This window comes from Erythrobacter sp. R86502, from assembly GCF_042466465.1.
Lineage (GTDB): Bacteria > Pseudomonadota > Alphaproteobacteria > Sphingomonadales > Sphingomonadaceae > Erythrobacter.
Map to the genome: position 1 here is coordinate 545228 of NZ_JAXHCJ010000001.1, position 22551 is coordinate 567778.

At 61.5% G+C, this 22551-nt stretch carries 25 protein-coding genes; 15 read left to right on the forward strand and 10 right to left on the reverse strand.

Translation table 11 applies throughout. From position 1 onward, the window contains the following. Position 1: 1 nt before the first annotated feature. From SJY33_RS02545 to SJY33_RS02555, 3 genes are read left to right on the forward strand one after another with little or no spacing between them, the layout of a single operon-like run. Positions 2-1036 carry a DNA topoisomerase IB gene (locus SJY33_RS02545; RefSeq protein ID WP_379920965.1) on the forward strand — a complete coding sequence of 345 codons (1035 nt, stop codon included), beginning with the start codon at positions 2-4 and terminating at the stop codon, positions 1034-1036. A gap of 52 nt (positions 1037-1088) precedes the next feature. Then, a complete protein-coding gene (locus SJY33_RS02550; protein ID WP_379920966.1) occupies positions 1089-3179 on the forward strand; it encodes an NAD(+) synthase in 2091 nt (696 codons plus the stop codon). Continuing rightward, positions 3179-4081 (forward strand): DMT family transporter, encoded by a 903-nt coding sequence (locus SJY33_RS02555; RefSeq protein ID WP_379920967.1) that lies wholly within the window; start codon positions 3179-3181, stop codon positions 4079-4081. Before SJY33_RS02550 ends, SJY33_RS02555 begins: the two co-directional genes overlap by 1 nt. Positions 4082-4135: 54 nt before the next feature. Here SJY33_RS02555 and SJY33_RS02560 read toward each other — a convergent pair whose 3' ends face one another. Then, entirely contained in the window at positions 4136-4732 is a 597-nt protein-coding gene (locus SJY33_RS02560) for an FMN-dependent NADH-azoreductase (RefSeq protein WP_379920968.1), read from the reverse strand. Between the two features lie 83 nt (positions 4733-4815). After that, a complete protein-coding gene (locus SJY33_RS02565; protein WP_379920969.1) occupies positions 4816-5517 on the reverse strand; it encodes a pirin family protein in 702 nt (233 codons plus the stop codon). Between the two features lie 132 nt (positions 5518-5649). Here SJY33_RS02565 and SJY33_RS02570 point away from each other — a divergent pair, with 132 nt between their 5' ends. Beyond that, positions 5650-6558: a LysR family transcriptional regulator gene (locus SJY33_RS02570; RefSeq protein WP_379923504.1), complete on the forward strand. Its 909-nt coding sequence runs from the start codon at positions 5650-5652 to the stop codon at positions 6556-6558. A gap of 2 nt (positions 6559-6560) precedes the next feature. Here the strand turns inward: SJY33_RS02570 and SJY33_RS02575 are convergent, their stop codons facing one another. The 4 genes from SJY33_RS02575 to SJY33_RS02590 all read right to left on the reverse strand — a co-directional run bounded on the left by SJY33_RS02575 (position 6561) and on the right by SJY33_RS02590 (position 10353). After that, positions 6561-7193, reverse strand: coding sequence for a glutathione S-transferase (locus SJY33_RS02575; RefSeq protein WP_379920970.1), 633 nt, complete (start codon positions 7191-7193; stop codon positions 6561-6563). Then, positions 7190-8116: a rhodanese-related sulfurtransferase gene (locus SJY33_RS02580; RefSeq protein WP_379920971.1), complete on the reverse strand. Its 927-nt coding sequence runs from the start codon at positions 8114-8116 to the stop codon at positions 7190-7192. Before SJY33_RS02580 ends, SJY33_RS02575 begins: the two co-directional genes overlap by 4 nt. Before the next feature lie 8 nt (positions 8117-8124). After that, complete coding sequence (locus SJY33_RS02585; protein ID WP_379920972.1) at positions 8125-9204, reverse strand: branched-chain amino acid aminotransferase; 1080 nt, start codon at positions 9202-9204, stop codon at positions 8125-8127. Positions 9205-9801: 597 nt separating this feature from the next. Next, positions 9802-10353 (reverse strand): hypothetical protein, encoded by a 552-nt coding sequence (locus SJY33_RS02590; protein ID WP_379920973.1) that lies wholly within the window; start codon positions 10351-10353, stop codon positions 9802-9804. A 49-nt stretch (positions 10354-10402) separates the two neighbouring features. On the opposite strand from SJY33_RS02590, the gene SJY33_RS02595 reads away from it, so the two are divergent. Then, positions 10403-11167, forward strand: a complete 765-nt coding sequence (locus tag SJY33_RS02595) for a TlyA family RNA methyltransferase (protein WP_379920974.1) — start codon at positions 10403-10405, stop codon at positions 11165-11167. 129 nt (positions 11168-11296) lie between these two features. Here SJY33_RS02595 and SJY33_RS02600 read toward each other — a convergent pair whose 3' ends face one another. Continuing rightward, a complete protein-coding gene (locus SJY33_RS02600) occupies positions 11297-11509 on the reverse strand; it encodes a hypothetical protein (RefSeq protein ID WP_379920975.1) in 213 nt (70 codons plus the stop codon). A 296-nt stretch (positions 11510-11805) separates the two neighbouring features. Between SJY33_RS02600 and SJY33_RS02605 the strand changes: the two genes are divergently transcribed. From SJY33_RS02605 to SJY33_RS02625, 5 genes are all read left to right on the forward strand, one after another. After that, entirely contained in the window at positions 11806-12354 is a 549-nt protein-coding gene (locus SJY33_RS02605; protein WP_379920976.1) for a TspO/MBR family protein, read from the forward strand. A gap of 117 nt (positions 12355-12471) precedes the next feature. Beyond that, positions 12472-12723, forward strand: a complete 252-nt coding sequence (locus SJY33_RS02610; RefSeq protein WP_379920977.1) for an accessory factor UbiK family protein — start codon at positions 12472-12474, stop codon at positions 12721-12723. A gap of 18 nt (positions 12724-12741) precedes the next feature. Then, positions 12742-13344 (forward strand): DNA repair protein RecO, encoded by a 603-nt coding sequence (locus tag SJY33_RS02615; protein WP_379920978.1) that lies wholly within the window; start codon positions 12742-12744, stop codon positions 13342-13344. 12 nt (positions 13345-13356) lie between these two features. Next, complete coding sequence (gene leuB, locus SJY33_RS02620) at positions 13357-14415, forward strand: 3-isopropylmalate dehydrogenase (protein WP_379920979.1); 1059 nt, start codon at positions 13357-13359, stop codon at positions 14413-14415. 131 nt (positions 14416-14546) lie between these two features. Continuing rightward, positions 14547-15641 (forward strand): glycosyltransferase, encoded by a 1095-nt coding sequence (locus SJY33_RS02625; protein ID WP_379923505.1) that lies wholly within the window; start codon positions 14547-14549, stop codon positions 15639-15641. 34 nt (positions 15642-15675) lie between these two features. Here the strand turns inward: SJY33_RS02625 and SJY33_RS02630 are convergent, their stop codons facing one another. Together SJY33_RS02630 and SJY33_RS02635 are read right to left on the reverse strand one after the other, a co-directional pair. Further along, positions 15676-16908 (reverse strand): phospholipid carrier-dependent glycosyltransferase, encoded by a 1233-nt coding sequence (locus SJY33_RS02630; protein WP_379920980.1) that lies wholly within the window; start codon positions 16906-16908, stop codon positions 15676-15678. Between the two features lie 144 nt (positions 16909-17052). Beyond that, positions 17053-17448 carry a hypothetical protein gene (locus SJY33_RS02635; RefSeq protein ID WP_379920981.1) on the reverse strand — a complete coding sequence of 132 codons (396 nt, stop codon included), beginning with the start codon at positions 17446-17448 and terminating at the stop codon, positions 17053-17055. Between the two features lie 84 nt (positions 17449-17532). Here SJY33_RS02635 and SJY33_RS02640 point away from each other — a divergent pair, with 84 nt between their 5' ends. The 5 genes from SJY33_RS02640 to SJY33_RS02660 all read left to right on the forward strand — a co-directional run bounded on the left by SJY33_RS02640 (position 17533) and on the right by SJY33_RS02660 (position 21727). Then, positions 17533-18072: a TetR/AcrR family transcriptional regulator gene (locus SJY33_RS02640; protein WP_379920982.1), complete on the forward strand. Its 540-nt coding sequence runs from the start codon at positions 17533-17535 to the stop codon at positions 18070-18072. Positions 18073-18082: 10 nt separating this feature from the next. After that, on the forward strand, positions 18083-19300 hold the full coding sequence (locus SJY33_RS02645; protein WP_379920984.1) for a trans-sulfuration enzyme family protein: 1218 nt from the start codon (positions 18083-18085) through the stop codon (positions 19298-19300). Positions 19301-19624: 324 nt separating this feature from the next. Continuing rightward, positions 19625-20254, forward strand: coding sequence for a 2-hydroxychromene-2-carboxylate isomerase (locus tag SJY33_RS02650; protein WP_379920985.1), 630 nt, complete (start codon positions 19625-19627; stop codon positions 20252-20254). A 225-nt stretch (positions 20255-20479) separates the two neighbouring features. Continuing rightward, positions 20480-20893 carry a Co2+/Mg2+ efflux protein ApaG gene (apaG, locus tag SJY33_RS02655; RefSeq protein ID WP_379920986.1) on the forward strand — a complete coding sequence of 138 codons (414 nt, stop codon included), beginning with the start codon at positions 20480-20482 and terminating at the stop codon, positions 20891-20893. A 39-nt stretch (positions 20894-20932) separates the two neighbouring features. Beyond that, the gene (locus SJY33_RS02660; RefSeq protein ID WP_379920987.1) at positions 20933-21727 is read left to right on the forward strand and encodes a LysR family transcriptional regulator; all 795 of its coding nucleotides are present in this window, start codon (positions 20933-20935) and stop codon (positions 21725-21727) included. On the opposite strand, the gene SJY33_RS02665 is transcribed toward SJY33_RS02660, so the two are convergent. Further along, entirely contained in the window at positions 21724-22533 is an 810-nt protein-coding gene (locus SJY33_RS02665) for a hypothetical protein (RefSeq protein WP_379920988.1), read from the reverse strand. The two genes, SJY33_RS02660 and SJY33_RS02665, sit on opposite strands and share 4 nt — an antisense overlap. Positions 22534-22551 lie beyond the last annotated feature (18 nt).

The window sequence follows — 22551 nt, forward strand, 5'->3', positions numbered from 1 at the left end:
CATGCGCATTTGGTTGCGAATGGAAAAGCTGGTTTATGTTGACGACGATCTTCCCGGCATCACCCGGCGCCGGGCAGGCAAGGGCTGGGCCTATTATGATCCTGCGGGTGCATTGATACGCGACAAGGCGGAACGCACGCGTTTGACTGCCATTGCCTTGCCGCCCGCCTATTCGGATGCCTGGTTCTGTCCGGTGGATACCGGACATATCCTTGCCACAGGATACGACGATGCGGGGCGGAAACAGTACCGCTATCATCCGGCGTTTCGCAGCCAGCGTGAAAGCGAAAAGTATGATGCGTGCGCGGGTTTCGGCAAGTTGTTGCCGCTGATGCGCAAGCGGGTGGATGAGGATCTGCGACAAGCAAATGTTACGCGCACAAGAGCGCTGGCTGCCGTGGTGCGATTGCTGGATCTGTCAGCCATCCGTGTTGGCAACGAACATTATGCGCGCACGAATGAAAGTTATGGCGCAACGACGTTGCGTTCCGATCACGCCGATATTGGCAAGCGCCGCATTGCCCTTCAGTTTGTCGGCAAGGGCGGGAAGGAACGCGAGCTTGAACTCGATGATCAGCGGCTGGCCCGCGCTGTAGGACGAATGCAGGATCTTGGAGGCGATGACGACCATCTTTTCCGATACGAGGATGACGACGGCGAAGTTCGGCCCGTAACCTCGAACGACGTGAATGCCTATTTGCGAGAAACAATGGGCGAGGATTTCAGCGCCAAGCATTTCCGCACATTTCACGCCAGCAGCCTTGCGTTTGAAAAGTTGGCCACCGGCAGCGGTCAGGTACGCATGGGCGAAATGTTGGAACACGTTGCCGCCAAGCTTGGAAATACGCCTGCCATTGCTCGAAGTTCTTATGTGCATCCCGCGGTGATCGCACGGATCGAAGGACAGGCAGAATGGCGCGCATCATACAGGCTGCCTCGCGCGACGCGCTGGCAAACACGAGCGGAACGCGGATTGATTGCCTTTCTGGAGGAATGCGGCACTGCGGCTGATTTGATGGATGACGACACGGCCTAGGCAGCCGCTCGCAGGCACGTTATGCCCGGCGCCAGCAGGAGACGTGCCGGTAATGAACGAAGCCCATCCCTTTTTCGATATGCACGGCCACGGTTTTGTCCGCGTAGCCACTGCGACGCCGAATTGTCGTCCTGCCGATGTTCCTTACAACACGGCTGGCGTACTGACCGAAGCGAAAAAGGCGCACGATGCCCGGGTCGATCTGGTTGTCTATCCTGAACTGACGCTGTCATCCTATGCGATTGATGATCTGCTTTTGCAAAACGCGCTGATCGAGCGGGCAGAGGAGGCGCTTGCTGAGATTGTTGCTGCATCCGCCGATCTGGACCCGGTGCTGGTCTTGGGGGCACCGCTGCGGCGCGCTGATAAGCTTTACAATTGCGCGGTGGTGATCGCACGCGGGCAAATTCTGGGTGTGGTGCCCAAGAGCTTTTTGCCCAATTACCGCGAGTTCTACGAAAAACGCCACTTTGCCCACGGACGCGGGTGTACCGATCTGTGGATTGACGTCGCGGGGGAGGAAGTGCCGTTTGGCACCGATCTGGTTTTCGCTGCGGCAAACCTTCCCGGCTTCCGGTTCGGCGTGGAAATCTGCGAGGATTTCTGGGCGCCTGTGCCGCCAGCGATGCAGGCCGCGATGGCTGGCGCGCTGATCTTGTGCAATCTGTCCGCCTCACCCGTCACGATCGGGCGCGCGGATGACCGGCATCTGCATTGCCGATCGCTCGCCAGCCGGGCGATTGCAGCCTATGTCTATTCCGCCAGCGGGTACGGCGAAAGTACCACCGATCTCGCCTGGGACGGACAGGGGGTGATCTATGAGATGGGCGATCTTCTGGCGCAAAGCGAACGCTTCGATCCGGCGGGAGAATTGTGCATCGTCGACATCGACACCGAACGACTTGCCGCCGAACGAATACGCAATCAGACCTTTGCCGATGCCGCTGAATGGGCTGGAAGCCCTGCGGATACCTATCGCCGGATTCTGTTCGATCATGCTTATACCGAAGGCGATATCGGGCTGAAACGGCCCGTGGCGCGGTTCCCCTTTGTTCCTGATCGGCGCGAAAAGCTGGACGAGGACTGCTACGAAGCCTTCAATATCCAGGTTGACGCGCTGATGCGCCGGATCGAGTCGACCGGCGCAAAGAGCCTGATTATCGGCATTTCCGGTGGGCTCGACAGCACCCATGCGCTGATCGTGGCAGCCAAGGCATGCGATCGGTTGGGCCTGCCGCGCACTACGATCCGCGGCTACACCATGCCCGGCTTCGGCACGTCGGACGGCACCAGGACAAACGCACACCGCCTCATGGAAGCGATGGATATTACCGCCGGCGAGATCGACATTCGTCCTGCTGCAAACCGGATGCTGAAAGACATCGGCCACGCCTTTGCAGATGGCGAACCCGTGCATGATGTGACGTTCGAAAACGTGCAGGCGGGCCTCCGAACCGATTACCTGTTCCGCCTTGCCGGACAGCACGGCGGCTTCGTGATCGGTACGGGCGATCTTTCGGAGCTGGCGCTCGGCTGGTGCACCTATGGCGTGGGCGATCACATGAGCCATTACGGCGTTAACGCGGGCGTACCCAAGACGCTGATTCAGTATCTGATCCGCTGGGTGATCCGCACCGGCCAGTTTACCAATGCCTGTGGTCATGTGCTCGAAGACGTGCTGGGTACGGAAATCTCGCCGGAACTGGTGCCACCGGGTGCCGACGGGGCGATGCAGTCGACCGAAAGCCTCGTCGGCCCTTACGAACTCAACGACTTCTTCCTCCATCACGTGATCCGTTATGGCCAACGTCCTTCCAAGGTCGCCTTCCTTGGCTGGCACGCATGGAAGGATGCGGATCAGGGACTATGGCCCGCAGGCTTTCCGGATGAAGGCCGTAACGTTTACGATCTTGCCACCATCGTGCGCTGGATGGACAAGTTCTGCGCGCGCTTCTTCGGCTTTTCGCAATTCAAGCGGTCGGCGCTCCCCAATGGCCCAAAGGTTTCATCCGCCGGGGCGCTATCCCCGCGTGGAGACTGGCGCGCGCCGTCGGATGCCGTGGCAACGGTCTGGCGGGAAGAATTGCGTTTCGCGCTTCCCGATGATGTGATTGCAGAGGTTTACGGCAGCACCGCAGCCTGATGCCCAAAAGCCTGCCTCTTTCGGCGCTCGGCATCATGCTGTTCTGCAATGTCGCTTGGGCGCTCAACGTTGTCGTGAGCAAGATTGCGGTGTCGACACTGGGCTTGCCGCCGCTGTTTTATACGGTACTGCGATCCGCAATGGTTCTGGCCGTGTTGTTTCCGTTGCTGCTGCGTGGACGGCCAGCGCGCTTGCCATTGGTGATGCTGATCGGCTTTGCGGTAACCGGAGGCAGTTTCGGGCTGCAATTCATCGGCTTGCAGACGGCGACCCCGTCGGCAGTGGGGATCGTCAATCTCGCTGGCGCACCGCTGACCGTACTGTTTGCGGTGATATTTCTGGGCGAGGAGGTGCGCTGGCGGCGCAGGCTGGGCATGGCGCTGGCGCTGGGGGGCGTCGGACTTGCCATCGGCGCGCCGTCCGAAGCGGGCGATCCGGTGGGGCTGGGCTTTGCGTTTGCTGGTGTGTTGATTGGCGCTTTTGCGTCAGTCTTCGTGAAACGGTTGGAAGTTGGTGCAGTCTCCTTGCAAGCGTGGGCGGGGCTGGCCTCGCTTTTCGTCATGCTCCCGGCAACGCTTCTGTTTGAAACAGGACAAATCGCCGCCGTTGAGGGCGCCCCAATCGCGGTGGCCGCTTGCGTGCTGTTTGCGGGGCTTGTCGTTTCGGTTGGTGCCCATTCCGCCTATTTCCGGCTGTTCCAAGCGCATGATGCCAACCTGATCGTGCCCCTTACGCTGCTGACACCGCTACTGACGATCGCGTTCGGCACTTGGCTGACCGGTGATACAATTGGCTGGTCGCTTATCGTGGGCGGGGGTCTTGCGATCATCGGCGTGGCGATCATCGTGATCCGCCCGAGCCGCAACATCTTCAAACCCCTGCTGGTCAGGCCGCGCCTCTAGGCGGAAAGACCAAGAAAAACCCCCTCCAGGCGGTGCCGGAGGGGGCGGGGTATATCAGCCTGCGATCTGTTCGGCCTTCTGCTGGGCTGCGGCGATTGTTTCTGCGCCGTCGATACCCATGATGCCATCGGCGGCGACCATTTCGACATCGGTGATACCGATGAAGCCAAGAAAGAATGTCAGCCAGCGGGTCATGAAGTCAATGTCGCTGCCTGCCGGGGTGCCGCCGCTGGCGATGGCGAGATAGGCCTTCTTGCCGGTCAGCAACCCTTCGGGACCAGTTTCAGTGTAGCGGAAGGTTGTGCCCACGCGGGCGACCAGATCGGCCCAGGCCTTCAGCGTCGCGGGCGGGGCGAAGTTGTAGACCGGCGCAGCAATCACGATGGTGTCAGCGGCCTGCAACTCGGCAATCAGCGTATCAGCAAAAGCCGCCAGTTCGTTCTGTTCAGGCGTGCGTTCTGCCACAGGGGTGCGTTCCGCCGCGAAGCTTTCAGCTGTGACGTAGGGCACATCATTGGCGGCCAGATCGCGGGTCGTGACGCTGGCGCCCGACTTGGCAACCAAGCCATCCAAGACCCGCTGTCCAAGGCCGCGTGAGACGGATTCCGAATTCGAACGGATACTGGCGGTGACGTAGAGAATGTTGCTCATGGGACAATTCCTTTGATGGGATGTACGGGGGGAGCCGGCTGACTGAGAGGGAGGGGGAGACTGGCCGGCTCCGAAGGTCAAGGTCAGGCGGCGTCGACCAGCACGACTTCACTGTCTTCAAGCGCGGTGATCGTAATGCTGTCCAGCGCGGTGATCGCCACGCCATCACGCGCTTTTGCTTCAATCTCATCGATGCGGATCTTGCCGGTGGCGGGCACGAGATAAATGTGACGGTCAGCACTGCGGGGGCTGTAGGTCACGCTTTCGCCAGCCTTTATCGTAGCACCCAAAACGCGGGCATCAGCGCGGATCTTCAACGCATCGTTGTCATTCGCGACCCCGCTGGCAAGCGGGACGAAAGCGCCGGAGCGTTCATCCTTGGGGAACTGGCGTGCACCCCAGCTTGGCTCGCCGCCGCGCTGGTCCGGGATGATCCAGATCTGGAACAGCGTGGTGTCCGTGCCTTCCAGATTGTATTCCGAATGGCGCACGCCGTTGCCCGCGCTCATGACCTGAACGTCGCCCGCTTCGGTGCGGCCTTCATTGCCCATGCTATCACGGTGCGTGATCGCGCCGCTGCGAACATAGGTGATGATTTCCATGTCACTGTGCGGATGGGCGGGAAATCCGGTGCCGGCCGCGATCTTGTCGTCGTTCCAAACCCGAAGCGCGCCCCAGTGGACACGGGCCGGGTCGTGATAGTCGGCAAACGAAAAGTGATGATGCGCGTCAAGCCATCCGTGGTTGGCGGCTCCCAGCGTGTTGAAGGGGCGAAGTTCGATCATGGCGTTTCTCCTTCTTGCGGAGTGGCCCGTGGATGGGCTCGCTCGGTTAAGACGGGAGATAGGTCATCAACAGTATCCAGAAAACTGCGATAAAACTTGCCAAGATGTTCGGATAATCCGAACATGCCGCCTATGAAGCTTGGCGACCCCAGTCTCGATCACCTGCGTATCTTCATAGCCGTGACCGATCACGGCAGTTTTGGCGAAGCGGCCAAGGCGATGGGCCGTGCGGTCTCCGCCATATCATACGGTATCGCGCAGCTAGAGGCGCAACTGGGCCTGTCACTGTTTGCCCGAGAAGGATCGCGTCGCCCGGTACTGACCCCTGCAGGCGAAGGCCTGTTGGCCGAAGCGCGCACTGTGGCGGATCGCGTCGACGCATTGCTGGCGAAAACCCGCTCGCTTCATGCCGGGCAGGAACCGGCACTGACGCTGGTAGTCGACGTCATGGTGCCGGGCGAGGCAACCGCACATGTCCTTGGCGAATTCCGGCGCATCTTCCCCACCTGCGCGCTGACCCTGCGGATCGAGGCGCTGGGCGCGGTCGCGGCCTGCCTGATCGACAGCGGGGCGGGGCTGGGCATCAGCGGCCCGGTGCCCGGCGATCATCCCGCGCTAGAACGGCAGGCTATCGGTGCGATCGACCTGATCCCGGTTGCTGCGCCCTCGCACCCGCTGGCGCGGGATGGCGTTGCGCCGGGGGAAAGCCGCAATCACCTGCAATTGGTGCTGACCGACCGTTCGCCGTTGACGGAAGGGCGGGAGTTTTCGGTTCTCAGCCCCCTGACCTGGCGGCTGGGCGATCTGGGGGCAAAGCATTCGCTGCTGAAGGAAGGCCTTGGCTGGGGCAACATGCCGCGCGCGATGGTGGCGGGGGATCTGGTGTCCGGCGCGCTGGTGGCGCTCAACCTTCCGGAAAAACCTGGCACAAGTTACGGTCTGAGCGCGATCTGGCGGCGCGATACGCGATTGGGCCCCGCGGCGAGCTGGCTGGTCGATGCTTTCAGGGATAGCCTGAGGACGGAGGTCTCCGGGGCTTAGCCTTACGGCCCGAACTGGATCTGCGTGTCGCCAGCTTTCCAAGGCAGAAATTTAGGCATGATTGCCGCGAACAGATCGGAGGCGATAAGCTGTTCCAACCAGTCTTGCAAGCGCGGTAGCGGCTGGGCGGCGAACCATTCGCGGTCGATATGCGCGAACTGGCGGATGAAGGGGAACAATGCGATGTCGGTGACACTACGCTTGCCTCCGCACAGGAAGGGCGCATCGGCTAGCCGCGCCTCCAGCGGTGTCAGCATAGCCAGCGCGGCTGCGCGGTGGTCGGTCACGCCGTCTTCCTCGTAACGGCCGGGATATTTTGCGCGGTCGAGGTGGTGTTTGAAAGGCCCGTCGTTTGCCGCAATCAGCGCAGCGTCATTCCCCGCCAACCATTCGCCGGGATCGTTTTGCGCCAGCGCCCAACGCATGATGGCGAGACTTTCGTCGATAACTGTTCCATCGACCAGCACCAGAACCGGCACGGTCGCCTTGGAGCTGGCGGCGGCCAATTCCGGCGGCTTGGCGGCGAGTTTCACCTCGCGCAGCTCCACCGTGATGCCCGCCGCCCATAGCGCCATGCGTGCGCGCATTGCATAGGGGCAGCGCCGAAAAGAATATAGGATTGGGGCTCCGATCATCTTTTTGGGGGGCGCACCGCGCCCACATGCAATTCGCCGCGTGCTCTCGCTAACGCTTCCTGTCGTTGACGCTCGGCATAACCGGCGCGTTGTTCGGGCGTGCGTTCGTCGATACAGGCGGGACAGCTGACGCCGTCCTCGTAATCGGGATGCGCGAGTGCTGCAGCATCGAGGGGGCGGCGGCAGGCGCGGCACAGCTGGAACGTGCCCTGTTCGAGCCCGTGGCGCACCGTGACGCGTTCATCGAAGACGAAGCATTCGCCCTGCCACAGGCTTTCTGCCTCGGGCACATGTTCGAGGTATTTGAGGATGCCGCCCTTCAGGTGATAGACTTCCTCAATCCCTTCAGAACGTAGAAAGCTGGTCGATTTCTCGCAGCGGATGCCGCCTGTGCAGAACATCGCGACCTTTTTCTTGCCTTTCAGCAACTCGTCACGATGTTCGCGGAACCAGACCGGGAAATCACGGAAAGACGGCGTCTGTGGATCAACAGCACCAGCAAAGGTACCGACAGCAACTTCGTAATCATTGCGGGTGTCGATCACGACCGTGTCGGGATCCGCGATCAGTGCGTTCCAATGATGCGGATCGACATAGTGGCCCACGGCGAGCGTGGGGTCTATATGAGGCTCACCCATCGTCACGATTTCGCGCTTCACGCGCACCTTCATGCGGTGGAACGGCATTTCGGGCGCGGTGGAGAACTTCACGTCAAGGCCCGCACATCCCGGCAGCGTGCGAATATGGGCGAGCGCCGAAGCCAGCGCATTGTCGGTGCCAGCTATCGTCCCGTTGATCCCCTCACGCGCGATGAGCAACGTGCCCTTGATGCCATGCGCATCACACGCTGCCAGCAGGGGGCTGCGCAGAGCTTCGGGGTCGGAGAAGGGCGTGAACTGGTAGAGAGCGGCGACGTGGATCATTGGCGCGGTCAAACCCGCATGACCCAGCCGTGGCTATCGGCGATCTGGCCGTTCTGAATGCCAACCAGGCGTTCGCGCATCTTAGCGGTTATCTGACCGGTGCCGCCTGCGCCGATCTGAAATTCACCCGCAGGCGAAGCAACCGTACCAACAGGGGTGACGACCGCCGCAGTGCCACAGGCCATTGTTTCCAGCAAGGTTCCGGTTCGGGCCTCTTCGCGCCACTGGTCGATCGAGTAGGGCTCTTCGCGCACGGTAAGCCCTTCTTCGCGCAGCATGGCAATCAGGCTGTCGCGGGTGATACCCGGCAGGATTGTGCCTGTCAGCGGCGGGGTAATGACAGAGCCATCCGCGCGGACGAAGAACAGGTTCATGCCGCCCAGTTCCTCAACCCAGCGGTGTTCGACCGCATCAAGGAACACCACCTGATCGCACCCTTGTGCAATCGCTTCGGCCTGGGGGACGAGACTGGCGGCATAATTGCCTCCCGTCTTCGCGGCTCCCGTGCCGCCGGGAGCGGCGCGGACGTAATTCTGCGCGACCCAGATCTTGACCGGGTTCACCCCTTTCTTGAAGTAATCGCCCGCAGCGCTGATGATCACGATGAACTTGTACTGCCGGGCGGGTCTCACGCCCAGGAAAGCTTCAGACGCGAACATGAAGGGCCGGATATACAGTGATCCGCCCGCGATCGGCGGTAGCCACGCCGCATCCGCCAGCACCGCTTCGCGCACGGCGGCGATGAACGTCGCCTCAGGTATCGGCGGCATCGCCATGCGCTGGGCGCTTTCATTGAAGCGGCGGGCGTTGGCATCGGGGCGGAACAGCGACAGCCCCCCTTCGGGATGCGCATAGGCCTTCATCCCTTCGAAGATTTCCTGCGCATAGTGCAGAACGCTGGCCGCAGGGTCGAGCGAAATGGGCCCGCGCGGACCGATGGTGGGGGTTTGCCACCCGCCAAGCCCCTCATCGTAATCGATCACGACCATATGGTCGGTGAACACGGTCCCGAATCCAGGGTCGGCGATCAGCCCTTCGCGAATATGATCTGGCGTAGGGGCGGGATGGGGAACGCGGGTGAAATGCATCCGTCGCGCCTAATCCTGCACGCGCCCGAGAGCAAGATGAGTGTTGACGTGAATACCGTGCTGCGACCCGCCGCGGGCGTCCACGCTCGTCAGAGACCACTTAGCTTAAACGAGGCATGATCGTGAGTCACGGAGGGCCGAGGCCCCAAATGTAAAGGGCAGCCCCACCCTAAGGTTGAACTGCCCTTTGCATGGTCAGCGGCCGGAAGTGCCGCTCACGAAGCCTTACTTGGCAAGACGATTACCGAGTATGCTCCGTAGGGATCTTCACCGACCTCGCTACTGAACCATGAGACATCGGATCACCTCCTTTCGCGCTAGTGAGCTAGACCCCTCGTATCACCGGGAGCCGAGAGCCGCGTTCGCCGCTGGCCTCAACCACCAATGTGAATCATGGGCGCGCGTTCTACAAGACTTGTATAAAACTTTTCCGCCGTCATACTTGAGTCTTCGCCGCGAGAATGCGGTGCGATAAACGCCCGAGGTAAGCCGTGGGCGTTTTCGCGTTTCGGGCCGGGTTTGTGGACAGGCAGATGACAAGCCTGTGGATATTCATGTTGAGAATCGGTGGGCATACGGTGGAAAGCGAGGCTGCGCCTATCGGCAATCTTCGATTACCCGGCTGACTTCGGCATGGCTCGGCAGGTAAAGCGGCGATAGTCCTTCAGTCTCTACGGCGAAACGGCCCTTCGACAGCGCCATTGCGTCAAGCAAAGGATCGGTAGGGGCGAGTGTGCTCGCCCCCTGTGCGGGATACGCGCCTGACTGGTTCATGGGCAGGCTGCGGGTCGCGGTTTCGCTGCGAATTGTCATTGCCGGTGCAGCCCGAGTGACGCCGTAGCGTGTCAGTGCGATGCTGCGGGTATCACGGTTGCACGTCAGCGCGAATTCTGCGGCGGTCCCACCGATGAATACCGCCGTCGATCCGCGAGCCTCCGTCTGATACCGCCATGCACCTGCCGTCGCACGCGCATCCATCCAGTTGTCGTAAACAGGCGCCTGAGTAACGGGCGCGGGCCGCGGCGGGGCGGGGCGTAGAACGGGGGCGGGGGTCGGCGCGGTCAAAGGCGCAGTGCTTGCAGGCACGCAAGCGGCGATACCAAAGGTCAATGTCAGGGCCCCGGCAAGATGGATGTAGGTGACTTTCATGCCTGCACATTGCGCGCTAGAGCCTTGGCCTGTCCACCCCGGAACATGCATGTCTGAAAAATCGTCTCGTCCCGCCAAGCCCCAGAAACGCCGTGTCGATCAGCTTCTGGTCGACCGTGGCCTTGCCGAAAGCCGCGCGCGGGCGCAGGCGCTGGTGATGGCCGGGCTGGTATTTGTGGGTGAAAACAAGGTCGACAAGCCCGGCCAGCAATTGTCCGACGATGCGGCGCTGGACGTGCGCGGGCGCGATCATCCCTGGGTGAGCCGGGGGGGCATCAAGCTGGCCCACGCGATCGAGCATTTCGGTCTTGATCCGGCCGGTGCCACGGCAATGGACATCGGTTCTTCCACCGGCGGGTTTACCGATGTCCTGCTTCAAAAGGGCGCGGCGCATGTATTTGCAGTCGACAGCGGCACCAACCAACTTGCCTGGCGGCTGCGCGAAGATACGCGTGTCACAGTGCTTGAACAGACCAGCGCGCGCATCCTCACGCCTGACCATATCGATAAGCCCTGCAACTGGGTGGTGTGTGATGCGAGCTTTATCAGCCTTTCCAAAGTGCTCGATGTGCCACTGCAACTGGCTGATACGCCGTGCCAATTGGTCGCGTTGATCAAGCCGCAATTCGAGGTTGGGCGTGAAGAGGTTGGCAAGGGTGGGGTAGTGCGTGACTCTGCACTGCACTCGCGGGTTTGCAACGAAGTGCGCGGTTGGGTCGAAGGGCTGGGCTGGCAGGTTCAGGGCATTGAAACGAGCCCAATTACCGGGCCACAAGGCAATGTCGAATTCCTCATCAGCGCACAACGCAAGTAAGGGCAGATAAGGGGCGTTCGCCCGTTGTTGCAACGCACTCAAAAGAAAAGGCCGGCAGCAACCCGAAGGTGCTGCCGGCCTGTTTCCTATCCACTCCGGCACGAAGCCGGGGCCGATAATCCCGAAGGATTACATGGCCGGCGTTTCGGTCGCCATCGGGGTTTCCATGGCCATCGGGGTTTCGCCAGCCATCGGGGTTTCCATGGCCATCGGGGTTTCCATGGCCATCGGCTCTTCAGCAACGGCAGTGGTGTCGGCGTCGGTGGTCACGACTTCAGCCGGCTCCGAGCAAGCGACGGTCGAGAGAGCGAGAACGGCGACGAGCGCAAAGGTCTTCTTCATGGTGATTTTCCCTGTGACCCTTGCGGGCCTGTAATGAGCATTAAGCGCGTTGATTGATCTTCCAGCCGCCAACACGCTTTTGAATCACGGCAGGAATAAGGCAGCCTCTAGCAGGAAGAATTCTTTTGCCAAAGCCTTTCGTGACCAATTGCCAAAATTTTAACACAATTCGGGCGCGGTGCTCGGCAAATAAGGCGCATGTGCCTCATTGCGGGGCATGGTCAGGGCAATAAGTTGGCATGACCTGTGCGGCTCTGGTATTCGGCCAGCCCCAGCCGTTGGAACCGGGAGATACCATGAACGTCCTTGCTTCCCCTGCTCAATTGCGCGCAAGCTTTCTGCGATGGGCGTTGTTTATGGTGCCGTTGGTCTTGCTGGTCGGGATTGCCGCAGGTCAGCTTGGCAGCCCTGACACCACATGGTTTGCCGGCTTGGAAAAACCTGCAATATACCCCCCGCCTGTCACCTTCGGCATTGTCTGGTTCGTGCTATTCGTTCTGATCGGGCTGGCTATGGCTAAAGTTGCGAGCGCTTGGGGGGCGGCCGGGCGCGGCTTGGCGCTTGGCTTATTTGCGGTGCAGTTTCTTTTGACGCAAAGCTGGACGGCGGTGTTCTTCGGGATGCAGGACATGGTGGCGGCGCTTTACGTTATCGGGGCAAGCGGGGCGCTGCTTTTGCTGGCGCTTCCGCTGGTATGGCGCGTGCGGCGCGTGGCGGGTTTGCTCTTGCTGCCTTACCTTGCCTGGGTGTGCTTTGCAGGCGCGCTCAATTATGCCTTTATCGTGGCTAATCCCGATGGCGGGAACCGCGACGCAGACGGCGCAGAAACGCGGGTGGCGTTGTGATTTCCTTTCGCCCAGAATGTCTGCTGATATGGCGGCGACAACCGCTGTGTCACGATCTTCGGATTGCGGGATAGGGAAGGGCTTGCTCTCCGGCGCAAGCCGTCCCAAATAGAAGCCATGCAAAGCCAGAACCCGATCATCGCCGACCTCGTCAAACTTGCTAACAGCGCCGCCGGAACAATGGCGGGCATGAGCCGCGAAGCGCGTGAAAGCGCGCGGGAGCGGATGCGCGAGGCATTTGGCGGAATTGATTTTATCAGCCGCGAAGAATTTGAAACGGTCAAGGCTATGGCGCAAAAGGCGCGTGAACAGGCCGATGCGCTGGAAGCGCGGCTTGCTGCACTGGAAGCAAAGTCGCCCCCCAAATAAAACGCGGGCGCTCAGGACATGAACCTGCGCGCCCCTGCCATTCTGCTCGCGTCGCGCCCTCAAGGCGAAACGGGCGCTTTGGCGCGGATGCTGACCGCCGATTACGGGCTTGTTGCGGCCTATATAGCAGGCGGGCGTGGGCGGCATATGCGCGCCGTCATGGTGCCGGGCAACCGCGTTGCGGCCGATCTGACCACGCGTCCGGGAGGCAGCCAGTTACCCTTTGCGCGGCTGGAACTGGAACATTCCCGCGCTGCGCTGATGACCGAGCCCTTGCCAGCGGCAGCAATCCAGTGGGTCTGCGGGCTGGCAGCTGCAGCCTTACCCGAACGCCAGCCCTATCCCGCGCTCTATCAGGCGCTCGACGCGCTGCTTACAGCGATTTCATCCGCTCCGTCGGCGCGCGGATGGATCAGCGGTCTGATTGCCTACGAAACGCTGCTCCTGAGCGAGATGGGTTACGGCGGGGCTTTACCCCAGGCTATGCCTGATCTGCCGGCGCAACTCAAAATGCTCGCCACCCTCGAACGGCAGCTCTCTCACTACCTGCTTGCAGGCCCGAAAAGCGATGTTATGGGCGCGAGGCGCGTGTTGACCGAGCGGTTAACGCGCATCGGTTAAGGGGACATCGGCGTGAAGATAGCAGTTCTGCCGGGCGACGGAATCGGCCCGGAAGTCACCGCAGAAGCGGTCGCGGTGATCGAGTCGCTGTCACTACCCGGCCTTACCTTGTTTTCGGGCGATGTCGGCGGCGCGGCGTATCATCGCCACGGGGTGCCGTTGCCAGACGAAACGCTCACGATGGCGCGCGCGTGCGACGCCATCCTTTTTGGCGCGGTGGGCGATCCCGCGTGCGACGCTCTCGAACGCCACTTGCGTCCGGAACAAGCAATTCTGGGTCTGCGCAAACATCTTGGCCTGTTTGCCAATCTTCGTCCGGCGCGGGTATTTTCGGGGCTGGAACACCTATCGCCGCTGCGCGCCGACATTGCGGGCGGTCTTGACATGCTGATCGTGCGTGAGCTGACTGGCGACGTCTATTTTGGCGCGAAGGGCCAGCGCACGACCGAAGATGGCGCGCGTGAGGGTTGGGACGCCATGTCTTATGCCGAACACGAAGTGCGCCGCATCGCGCATGTCGCCTTCCGCGCCGCCCTGACGGCTAAGTTGCCGCTTACCAGCGTGGACAAGGCCAATGTCCTGGAAACAAGCCAACTGTGGCGAGACGTGGTGGTCGAAGTGGCGCAGGAATATCCGCAGGTCACGCTTGATCACATGTATGTCGACAATGCAGCGATGCAGGTGGTGAGCCATCCCGAACGCTTCGGGGTGGTGCTCACGGGCAATCTGTTCGGCGACATTCTGAGCGATCTGGCAAGCGCAGCAGTCGGCTCGATCGGCTTGCTTCCCAGTGCATCGCTGGGCGAACGCAGAACCGATCACGGCACCTTCGGCCTGTACGAACCGATTCACGGCAGCGCGCCCGATATTGCCGGCCAAGGCAAAGCCAACCCCATGGCAACGATCCTGTCGGCAGCGATGATGCTACGCCATTCGTTCGGTCGTGAGGCAGAAGCGGTCCGGATCGAAGCCGCCGTGGCCGCAACGCTGTCTGACGGCATTCTCGGCGGCGATCTGGGCGGTGCCCACGGCACCGCAGCTATCGGCGCTGCGGTGCGCGCACGCCTTTGATGTGTGCGGGCTGGCGCAGTTATGGTTTATAAAGAATTAGGGTGCATTAGGGGGGCATGGAAAACGCCTTCTTTGTGTCCGCATCAGACACCGAATTTGTTCATGACGATTGCTTGGCCGAGCCTTCGACCATGACGCTGGATCTCGCGATCATCCTGCCCACCTTGAACGAACGCGGCAATCTTGGCCCGCTGGTCGAACGGATCGATCGGGCGATGGGCAATGCTGCGGTGTGGGAAGTCATCATCGTCGATGATGACAGCAAGGACGGCACCGCCGACGAAGCGCGCGCGCTGGCGCTGATCGATTCCCGTGTGCGCGTGATCCAACGGATTGGCCGCCGGGGGCTTGCGAGCGCAGCGATCGAAGGTTTCTGTGCCACTGCCGCGCCCTATGTTGCGGTCATGGATGCCGATCACCAGCACGACCCCGCGTTGTTGCCTGGCATGGTCGCGGCTCTGAAAAGCGGCGCAGCCGAAATCTGCGTGGCGAGCCGGTTTGCCGAAGGTGCAAGCACCGCCGATTGGGCCGCGCCAGAGCGTGAAAAACTGTCGACCTATGCCAATGCCCTGGCTCGCAAGATTACCGGGGTGGAATTGTCCGATCCGATGAGCGGGTATTTCATGCTGCCGGCCGACACGGCCCGGACGCTTGTTCCGCGTCTTTCAGGTATAGGGTTCAAAATTCTGCTAGATCTGCTGGCTACGGCGGACACGCCGATGCGGGTCAAAGAATTCCCCCTCAACTTTGCCGCGCGCCGAGAAGGAGAAAGCAAGCTGGATCGTGCCATTCTGTTCGATTTCCTCGCCGGTCTTTACGACAAGACATTGGGCAAGGTGATACCAACCCGGTTTGCCCTGTTTGGCACTGTGGGCGCGTTTGGTGTGCTGGTGCACTTCCTTGTGCTCACTGCCTTGCTGTTCGCGCTTGGTGAACGTTTTGCCATTGCGCAGACAGCCGCGGTGCTGGTGGCGATGAGCTTCAACTTCTGGTTGAACAACTGGCTGACATACCGCGACAAGCGGCTTGTGGGCGCAGGCGCCTTGCTGCGCGGCTGGCTGGGTTTCATTGCCACATGTGCAGTCGGAGCGTTTGCAAATGTCGCCATTGCCACGTTCATGGAAGGCAGCGGAATTCACTGGGTGCTGGCAGCGTTGGCTGGAATCGTCGTCGGTTCCGTCTGGAACTACGCCTTGTCCAGCCGGTTCGTGTGGGGGCGTTTCTGACGCCCCGACGTCGCGGCGAAGTGCGGCGCGCCGCCTAGCTCCAGCCGGGCAACCATACCCATGTGATAAAGCTGTCCGAACTTTTCAGTGGCAGCGCCGCGATGATCGGGAAGAAATACGCGAACACCGCCGCAGAGGCCGCCGGTATGGCCCAGCCCAGGCCGCGCCCATATGGCAAGCGGCGCAAGTCGCTGCAGGTGAGCGCCAGTGCGCCAAGCAAAAACAGGCTGGGCATGAAATAGTGATAGTAGAATTGCACAGGCTTGGGCGCGGCGATCCAGAACCCCAGGCTGATGGCATACCCTAACACCGCACCCAGCCGGGCCCAGTTGCGTTGCCAGATGCCGATAAACAGACACCACACCAACGCTGGCAACCCCAATAACATTGTTAGCGGATTGCCGATCAGCATGACCCCGCGCTGCGCCCCGTCGATCGGTTCGTACAGATACCAGACGGCGCGCAAATTCAGCACCCACTGCGACCAACCGCTCATGTAGCGGTGCGGGGTCATCAGTTCGCTTTGCAGCGCAAAGATATCGCGGTGAAAGCCGATCAGGCCCTTTTCCGCCAGCGGGGAAGGGTGCAGATATTCGGCTAGCCAGTATCCGGGAATGAAGGTGGCGGCATAAACTGCCAATGGCAGGATACCCAGCCACACGAACGCTTCCAGCAATGTAATCCCGGGCACTGGCGCGCCGCGGCGCGACAGGAATAGCCGCCGTCGTCCAGCAAGTCCGCGCGCAATAAAAAAGGTGATGCCCGGTGCCATCGCCAAAGGGATTGCATTCCACTTTGCACCCAGCGCTGCGCCGATGGCTACGCCTGTGAAGACCAGCCTGCGCCGCCCTGTTTCAGGCTGCGCGCACGCGCCTGCAAACTGCCATGCCGCCACCGCAAGGCCCGCTACCATCACAATATCGAGCATCGCTATGCGCGCATGGATGAACAGGTGGAAACCTGTTGCCAACAGCACACCAAAGGCCAAAGTCGCAAAGCGGTCCGCGCTGGCGTGCCACATCGTTCGCAGCGCAGCGAAGTAGGCAAGCACACCGCAAAGCCAGGGCATGATCCTCCAGCCCAGCGCATTGTCACCGAAAACGGCGATGCCAACCGCGATCAGCTCCTTGGCCAGTTGGGGGTGTTCGCGGTTAAGGTAGGCGCCGCGCCCTTCGGTGAACAGCGACAGAATTTCGCGTGCAGCGGGAAGGTAGTGGATTTCGTCGAAATAGGGTGTCGAAGGGATCGATAACCGCCAGCCGGTCAAGGCAGCGAATAATCCCGCCAACACCAAGCACCACGCCAGCGGATCACGGGGGCGCGGGGGCGGAAGGCTAGCGGGAGAGGGGAACGCTTGCGCTTCGGCCATGGCGGCGCGATTATTCCGACCGAAGCGCAAGAGCAAGCCGGATTATGCAGTCCGTGTTGACGCGCGGCGCTCAAGCCAGAACAAACGCGCGCACATGGCAAGCAGGCCAATACTGGCCGCCGTGACGACAAAGATCGCCCACAAAACCACGTTCATGCCCTGTGCGCGGGCGCGCGGCAGAATGAAGAACAGTGCGATCAGCGTACACACGATCAGATCCCACCAGACCTGAAGCCCGGACAGGTTCTGGGTATGGTTGATATAAAAGCCGATCAGGCCTTCCTGCGTAAGCTGCAACGCGGTGAAGGCGCTAAACGCGCAAAACAACAGGGCGGCCGCAACCGGATTGCCCGTTTCGCGCCGCCCGGTCAGCATGATAATCAGGGCGACAAGGCCAGCGGCAATGATGGCGAACCAAAGAATTTCGTTAGGGGTCATGGCGGAACGCCTCTTGCCGATATAGCGGTTGCTACAGCATCCTTAAATACATGTAGCGTCCGCTACAACAGGAAAGAATCCTAGGTGCAACTGTCACGCGAAACGCTTCTGCCGAAACTTGCCGCGCATGTTCTTGAACATGGTCTTGGCGGAGCAAGTCTGCGCCCGCTGGCCAAAGCGGCCGGTACAAGCGACCGGATGCTGATTTATCATTTTGGCAACAAGGAAACGCTGATCGTTGAACTGCTCGGCTATCTTGCTGCGCTGTATTCTGCCGCGCTTGATACGGCTTTGGCCGGCGAACCGGTAACGTCCCGTCAGGAATGCCTGACCCGTATCCTGGCAGAAGGCACCAAGCCTGAAATGCAGGCCTTTCTGGTGCTGTGGTGGGATATCGTGGCAGGCTCTGCCCGAGGCGTTCCGGGCTATCGCGATGCAGCCCGGCAGATGATGGCGCGGCTGCTTGCCTGGCTTGAAGGCCAAATGCCCGCTGACGATCCTGACCCTGCTGGCGGGGCGCGTTATCTGATGACCCTGATCGAAGGCGCTTTGATGCTTGCTGCGGTGGGACACGAAGATACCGCGCAGCAAGGCCTGCTTGCGGGCGGGCTTTTGCAGGCTTAGGGAGCGCGCCATGAAGAAGACCACTGGCATGGACCGCGCCGCCACGGCAAATTGGCGTCCCGCAACCCGCGCATTGCGCGGCGGCACCTGGCGCAGCGAGCATGGGGAGACCAGCGAGGCGGTGTTTTTGACGTCGGGATACACCTACGACGATGCGCAGACGGTTGCTGACCGCTTCGCCGGTTCCGCGCAGGGGATGACCTATTCGCGGCTGCAGAACCCCACGCTCGCGATGCTGGAAGAACGCATTGCGCTTATGGAAGGGGCCGAAGCCTGCCGCACGCAGGCAAGCGGCATGGCAGCGATGACAGCGGCGCTGCTGTGCCAGTTATCCGCTGGCGATCACGTGGTGGCTGCCCGCGCGGCGTTTGGAAGCTGCCGCTGGCTTACGGATACTCTGCTTCCCAAGTTCGGCATTGAGACGACGCTGGTAGACAGCGCTGACAATGCCGCGTGGGAGCCGGCAATCCGGCCCAACACCAAAGTGTTCTTCTTTGAAACCCCGGCTAATCCCACGCTCGATGTGGTTGATCTGGCCTATGTCTGCGGCTTGGCCAAAGCACACGGGATCACGACAGTCGTCGACAACGCCTTTGCCTCTCCGGCTCTGCAGCGTCCGATGGAATTTGGTGCCGACGTGGTGGCCTATAGCGCGACCAAGTTGATGGACGGGCAGGGCCGTGTGCTGGCCGGTGCGATCTGCGGATCGAAGCAGTGGATCGATGATGTGCTGATGCCGTTTCAGCGCAACACAGGCCCGACGCTCAGCGCGTTCAATGCCTGGGTGGTGCTGAAAGGGCTGGAGACGCTGCCACTGCGCGCATTCAGACAATCGGAACACGCCGTGGCGTTGGGCGAATTTCTTGAACCTCGCATAACGGCGGCAGGCGGTCATCTGCGGCACCCCGGCTTGCCCAGCCACCCGCGACATGATCTTGCCAAGACGCAGATGGACGCGACGGGTCCGATCTTCGCGATCGACGTCGGCACGCGTGCGCGGGCCTTTGCCATTCTCGATGCGCTCAAGCTGATCGATATTTCGAACAATATCGGCGATGCGCGCAGCCTGATGTGCCACCCCGCATCCAGCACCCACGCCAACATGGGCGATGAAGCACGCACAGCGATGGGCGTGAGCGAAGGGCTGCTGCGGATCAACGTCGGGCTGGAAGATATTGCCGACCTGGTTGAGGATATGGATCAGGCGCTGCGTTCGGCCGGGATCTGACGCGGGGAAAGCATGGCCGGGTATCGCGGCCTTTCAACATCAAGGATTGTCGAAGGTTCCGAACATCGCGTCCTGCTTTCCGCGCGCGCGACACTGAGCCTCTACCGTCCCCGCCTGATCCTTCCATCGCGCCATGCCTTTTTCGAAGGCCGGGGCGATGCAGCAAGGCAGCTTCACGCGCTGCGCACCCACAAATTGGGCTTCAGCTTGCACGCGATCGAACCTGATGCGACAACACGCCCCAATTGCCTGTGATGAACTGACACATGGTCACTATGATCTGCTGGCTGAACCTTCATCATAGGGGTCTTATCGGGAGGTATCATGGCAAGCCGCGTAGAACTCGTCTTCGATTTCGTCAGCCCCAACGCATATCTTGTCTGGTGGCCTCTGCGCGAATTGGTGAACCGCCACGAAGCGGAGCTTGATGTCAGGCCCGTGTTCCTTGCAGGCATGCACAAGTTGACAGGCAACGCACCGCCGATGCTGCGCGATGCCGACGTCAAGGGCAAGAACGAATATGCGATGCTGGAAATGCAGCGTTTCATTGATCGTCACAACCTCACCGATTATCGGATGCACCCGCAGTTCCCGTTCAATTCCATCCTGCTGCAGCGGTTGCTTTATGCAGCCGATCAGGATGGGCGCGGCGTTCAGTTTGTGGATTGCCTGTTGCCCGCCATCTGGGAAAAAGGGTTTGATATCGCGTCACCTGATGCCATCGCGGCGGTCCTGCAAGGCGCCGCTTTCGATACCGATGATCTGTTCGCCCGCGCCCAGAGCGACGCTGTGAAGCAAGGCCTGGCAGCCAGCACCGATGCGGTTGTCGCGCGCGGAGCTTTCGGCATTCCCACGATGTTTGTTGAAACGTCGCGCAACCGGGATCAGGGCGGTGAGATGTTCTTCGGTAAGGAACGGCTTGGCCAGATCGAAGACCTGCTGGCGCGCGGCTGATCTTGCGGATCGGACCCCATGCATGTGTGAAGAGTTCCTATAAAAGCCACGGGCTGAGCTATATGTTAGCGGAAAAGGCGCCAAACTGCGTTTTGCTTACTCGCTTGCGCGCATGGTGCGCCCACACTTTTAAGAGCGCAAAAATCCTCTCAGCGGGATACACGTCTCATTAAGCGCGTTGCCCCTCTTGTGACCCGGCGACAAATCGCTAACTTGAGAGGCGACATGAAAGAGTTCTTCCAGCACGCCGCCACAACCGATGGAGTGACCGTTCGCGTCGCTGTCAGCTATTTGCCCGAACAATCGCATCCGGAAGCGGGCAAGTGGTTCTGGGTCTATCACATCCGCATCGAAAACGCCTCGCACGAGCCGATGCGGCTGCGCACCCGCCATTGGCGCATCACTGACGGGCGCGGTATGGTGAACCATGTCGATGGCGAAGGCGTTGTGGGCGAACAGCCGCTGCTTACGCCGGGGCAAAGCCACGATTACGTATCGGGCTGCCCGCTGACCACGCCATTCGGTTCGATGGAGGGTTTCTACACCTTCGAGCGGGCTGATGGTTCGCCGGCTGAAGTGCGCATCCCCTTCTTTCCGCTGGCTGCGCCCGAAACTGCGGAAGGCCGTCCTTCGCGCTAAGTCTTGCGGGACGCTGCAAGCACGCCTAATCGCACGGGCGTGAAGCGCACCCATCTGCCCCTGAACGCCCTGCGCGTGTTCGACGCCGCCGCGCGGCACCTTTCCTTCACCCGCGCCGCGGACGAACTGGCCGTGACGCCTGCCGCCGTAGGGCAACAGATCCGCGCGCTGGAAGACGTGCTCGGGGTCGTGCTGTTTCGCCGCACATCCAAGGGTCTCGAACTCACGCCGGAAGGCGCTGCCGGGCTCGACCCCCTGCGCGAAGGGTTCCTTCGGTTCGAGGAAAGCGTCGAAGCAATGCAGGCCGGGCAGGCGTCCGACCGCTACACCATCGCCGTCCCCCGCGAGTTCTACGCCGAGTGGCTCGCCCCGCGTCTGGCGGTGTTCCAGGCTGGCACTCCGGGTGTTCAATACATCCTCGCGCCCGATGAACACGCCGATTTCACCGAGGCCAATCTTGATCTTGCGATCCGGCTGGTCGACGGGCCGGGCGAGTTGCAGGGGATACAGCTGGCCCTGCCGCTACGCGTGACGGTCGCTGCGCCGGAGCACCGCGACGCCTGGATCGATTGGCCCGGGATGCCGATGGCCGATGAGGTGAACCCCTGTATCAAGGCAGGCAGCCCCGGACAGGCGCTTGCCTCGGCGTTGGCGGGGATGGGGCGCACCGTCTTGCCGCAGGCATTGGCGGCGAGCGCGCTGGCACAGGGCCGCCTGATTGCATTGAGCGAACCCGAACCGGGCAACCGCGCCTACTGGTTGCTCGCCCCCGCACCGCAGTGGCGATCGAAGAAGGTGCGCGCATTGGTAGCGTATCTTGCGGGTGAGGCCTAATGCGGTTCAGCTAAGCCATCGAACATTGCGGGGGTTTCGGTTGGCCAGCGCCCCTCTGCGCCGAGCTGCGCTGCCCGCTCCGCAAAGCGCGGGTCAGCAAGATCGATCCCCACGGCCTCCAGCCGCGCCTCCCACAGCTTGATGAACGCCTTGTGCCACTGGTTGATCTTGTTGGCGAGTGTACGCTGCGCCGCGGCCTTCCGCACCGGGTCCTCCTCCACCCGCACCTGTTCCCTGGCATAGGCTGCCGCGACTTTCTGATAGACCGGATGGCCAGGGCCGATGTCCCTGTGCTGGTCGTAGCGGTGCGGCAGCCGGGTGCGCAGGAAGAACATCACCAACTGTTCATTATGCCGTCGCTCCGCCGCGACCACCTCGCCGCCGTGGAGGATCAGCCGCTCTTCGCCTTGAATCGCGCGGGCGAGCGCGCAATCCTCCAGCCGCGCCACCCCCCGGTCGATTGCCGCATCCCACGCCGCGCGAAAGCCTTCTGCGCCGGGCCTCTGGCGCAGCTTGTAAAGCGACTCCATGCTCTTGCCGACATGCCGCGCCGCCTGCGTGACGATGCCGGTGGCGGCGAGCTGCGCGATAAAGGCGCGCTGCACATCGGGCGTGATCGAGTTGGAGCGGGCCGCGACGTGCGGCACGGGCATGAAATCGAGCAGCGGATCATCGGGCGCAGGCGGCGCCAGTTCGAACGCGGCGGCGGAGGTCGCCTGCCGCGGGGTCTTGCGCTTGTTGCGGATGATCGGGCGGGCAGCAGAGCGCGAGGCGCGGGCGGCTGGGGATGGACGCTTGTGGGTCATTGCGCGGGGGGAGATTGC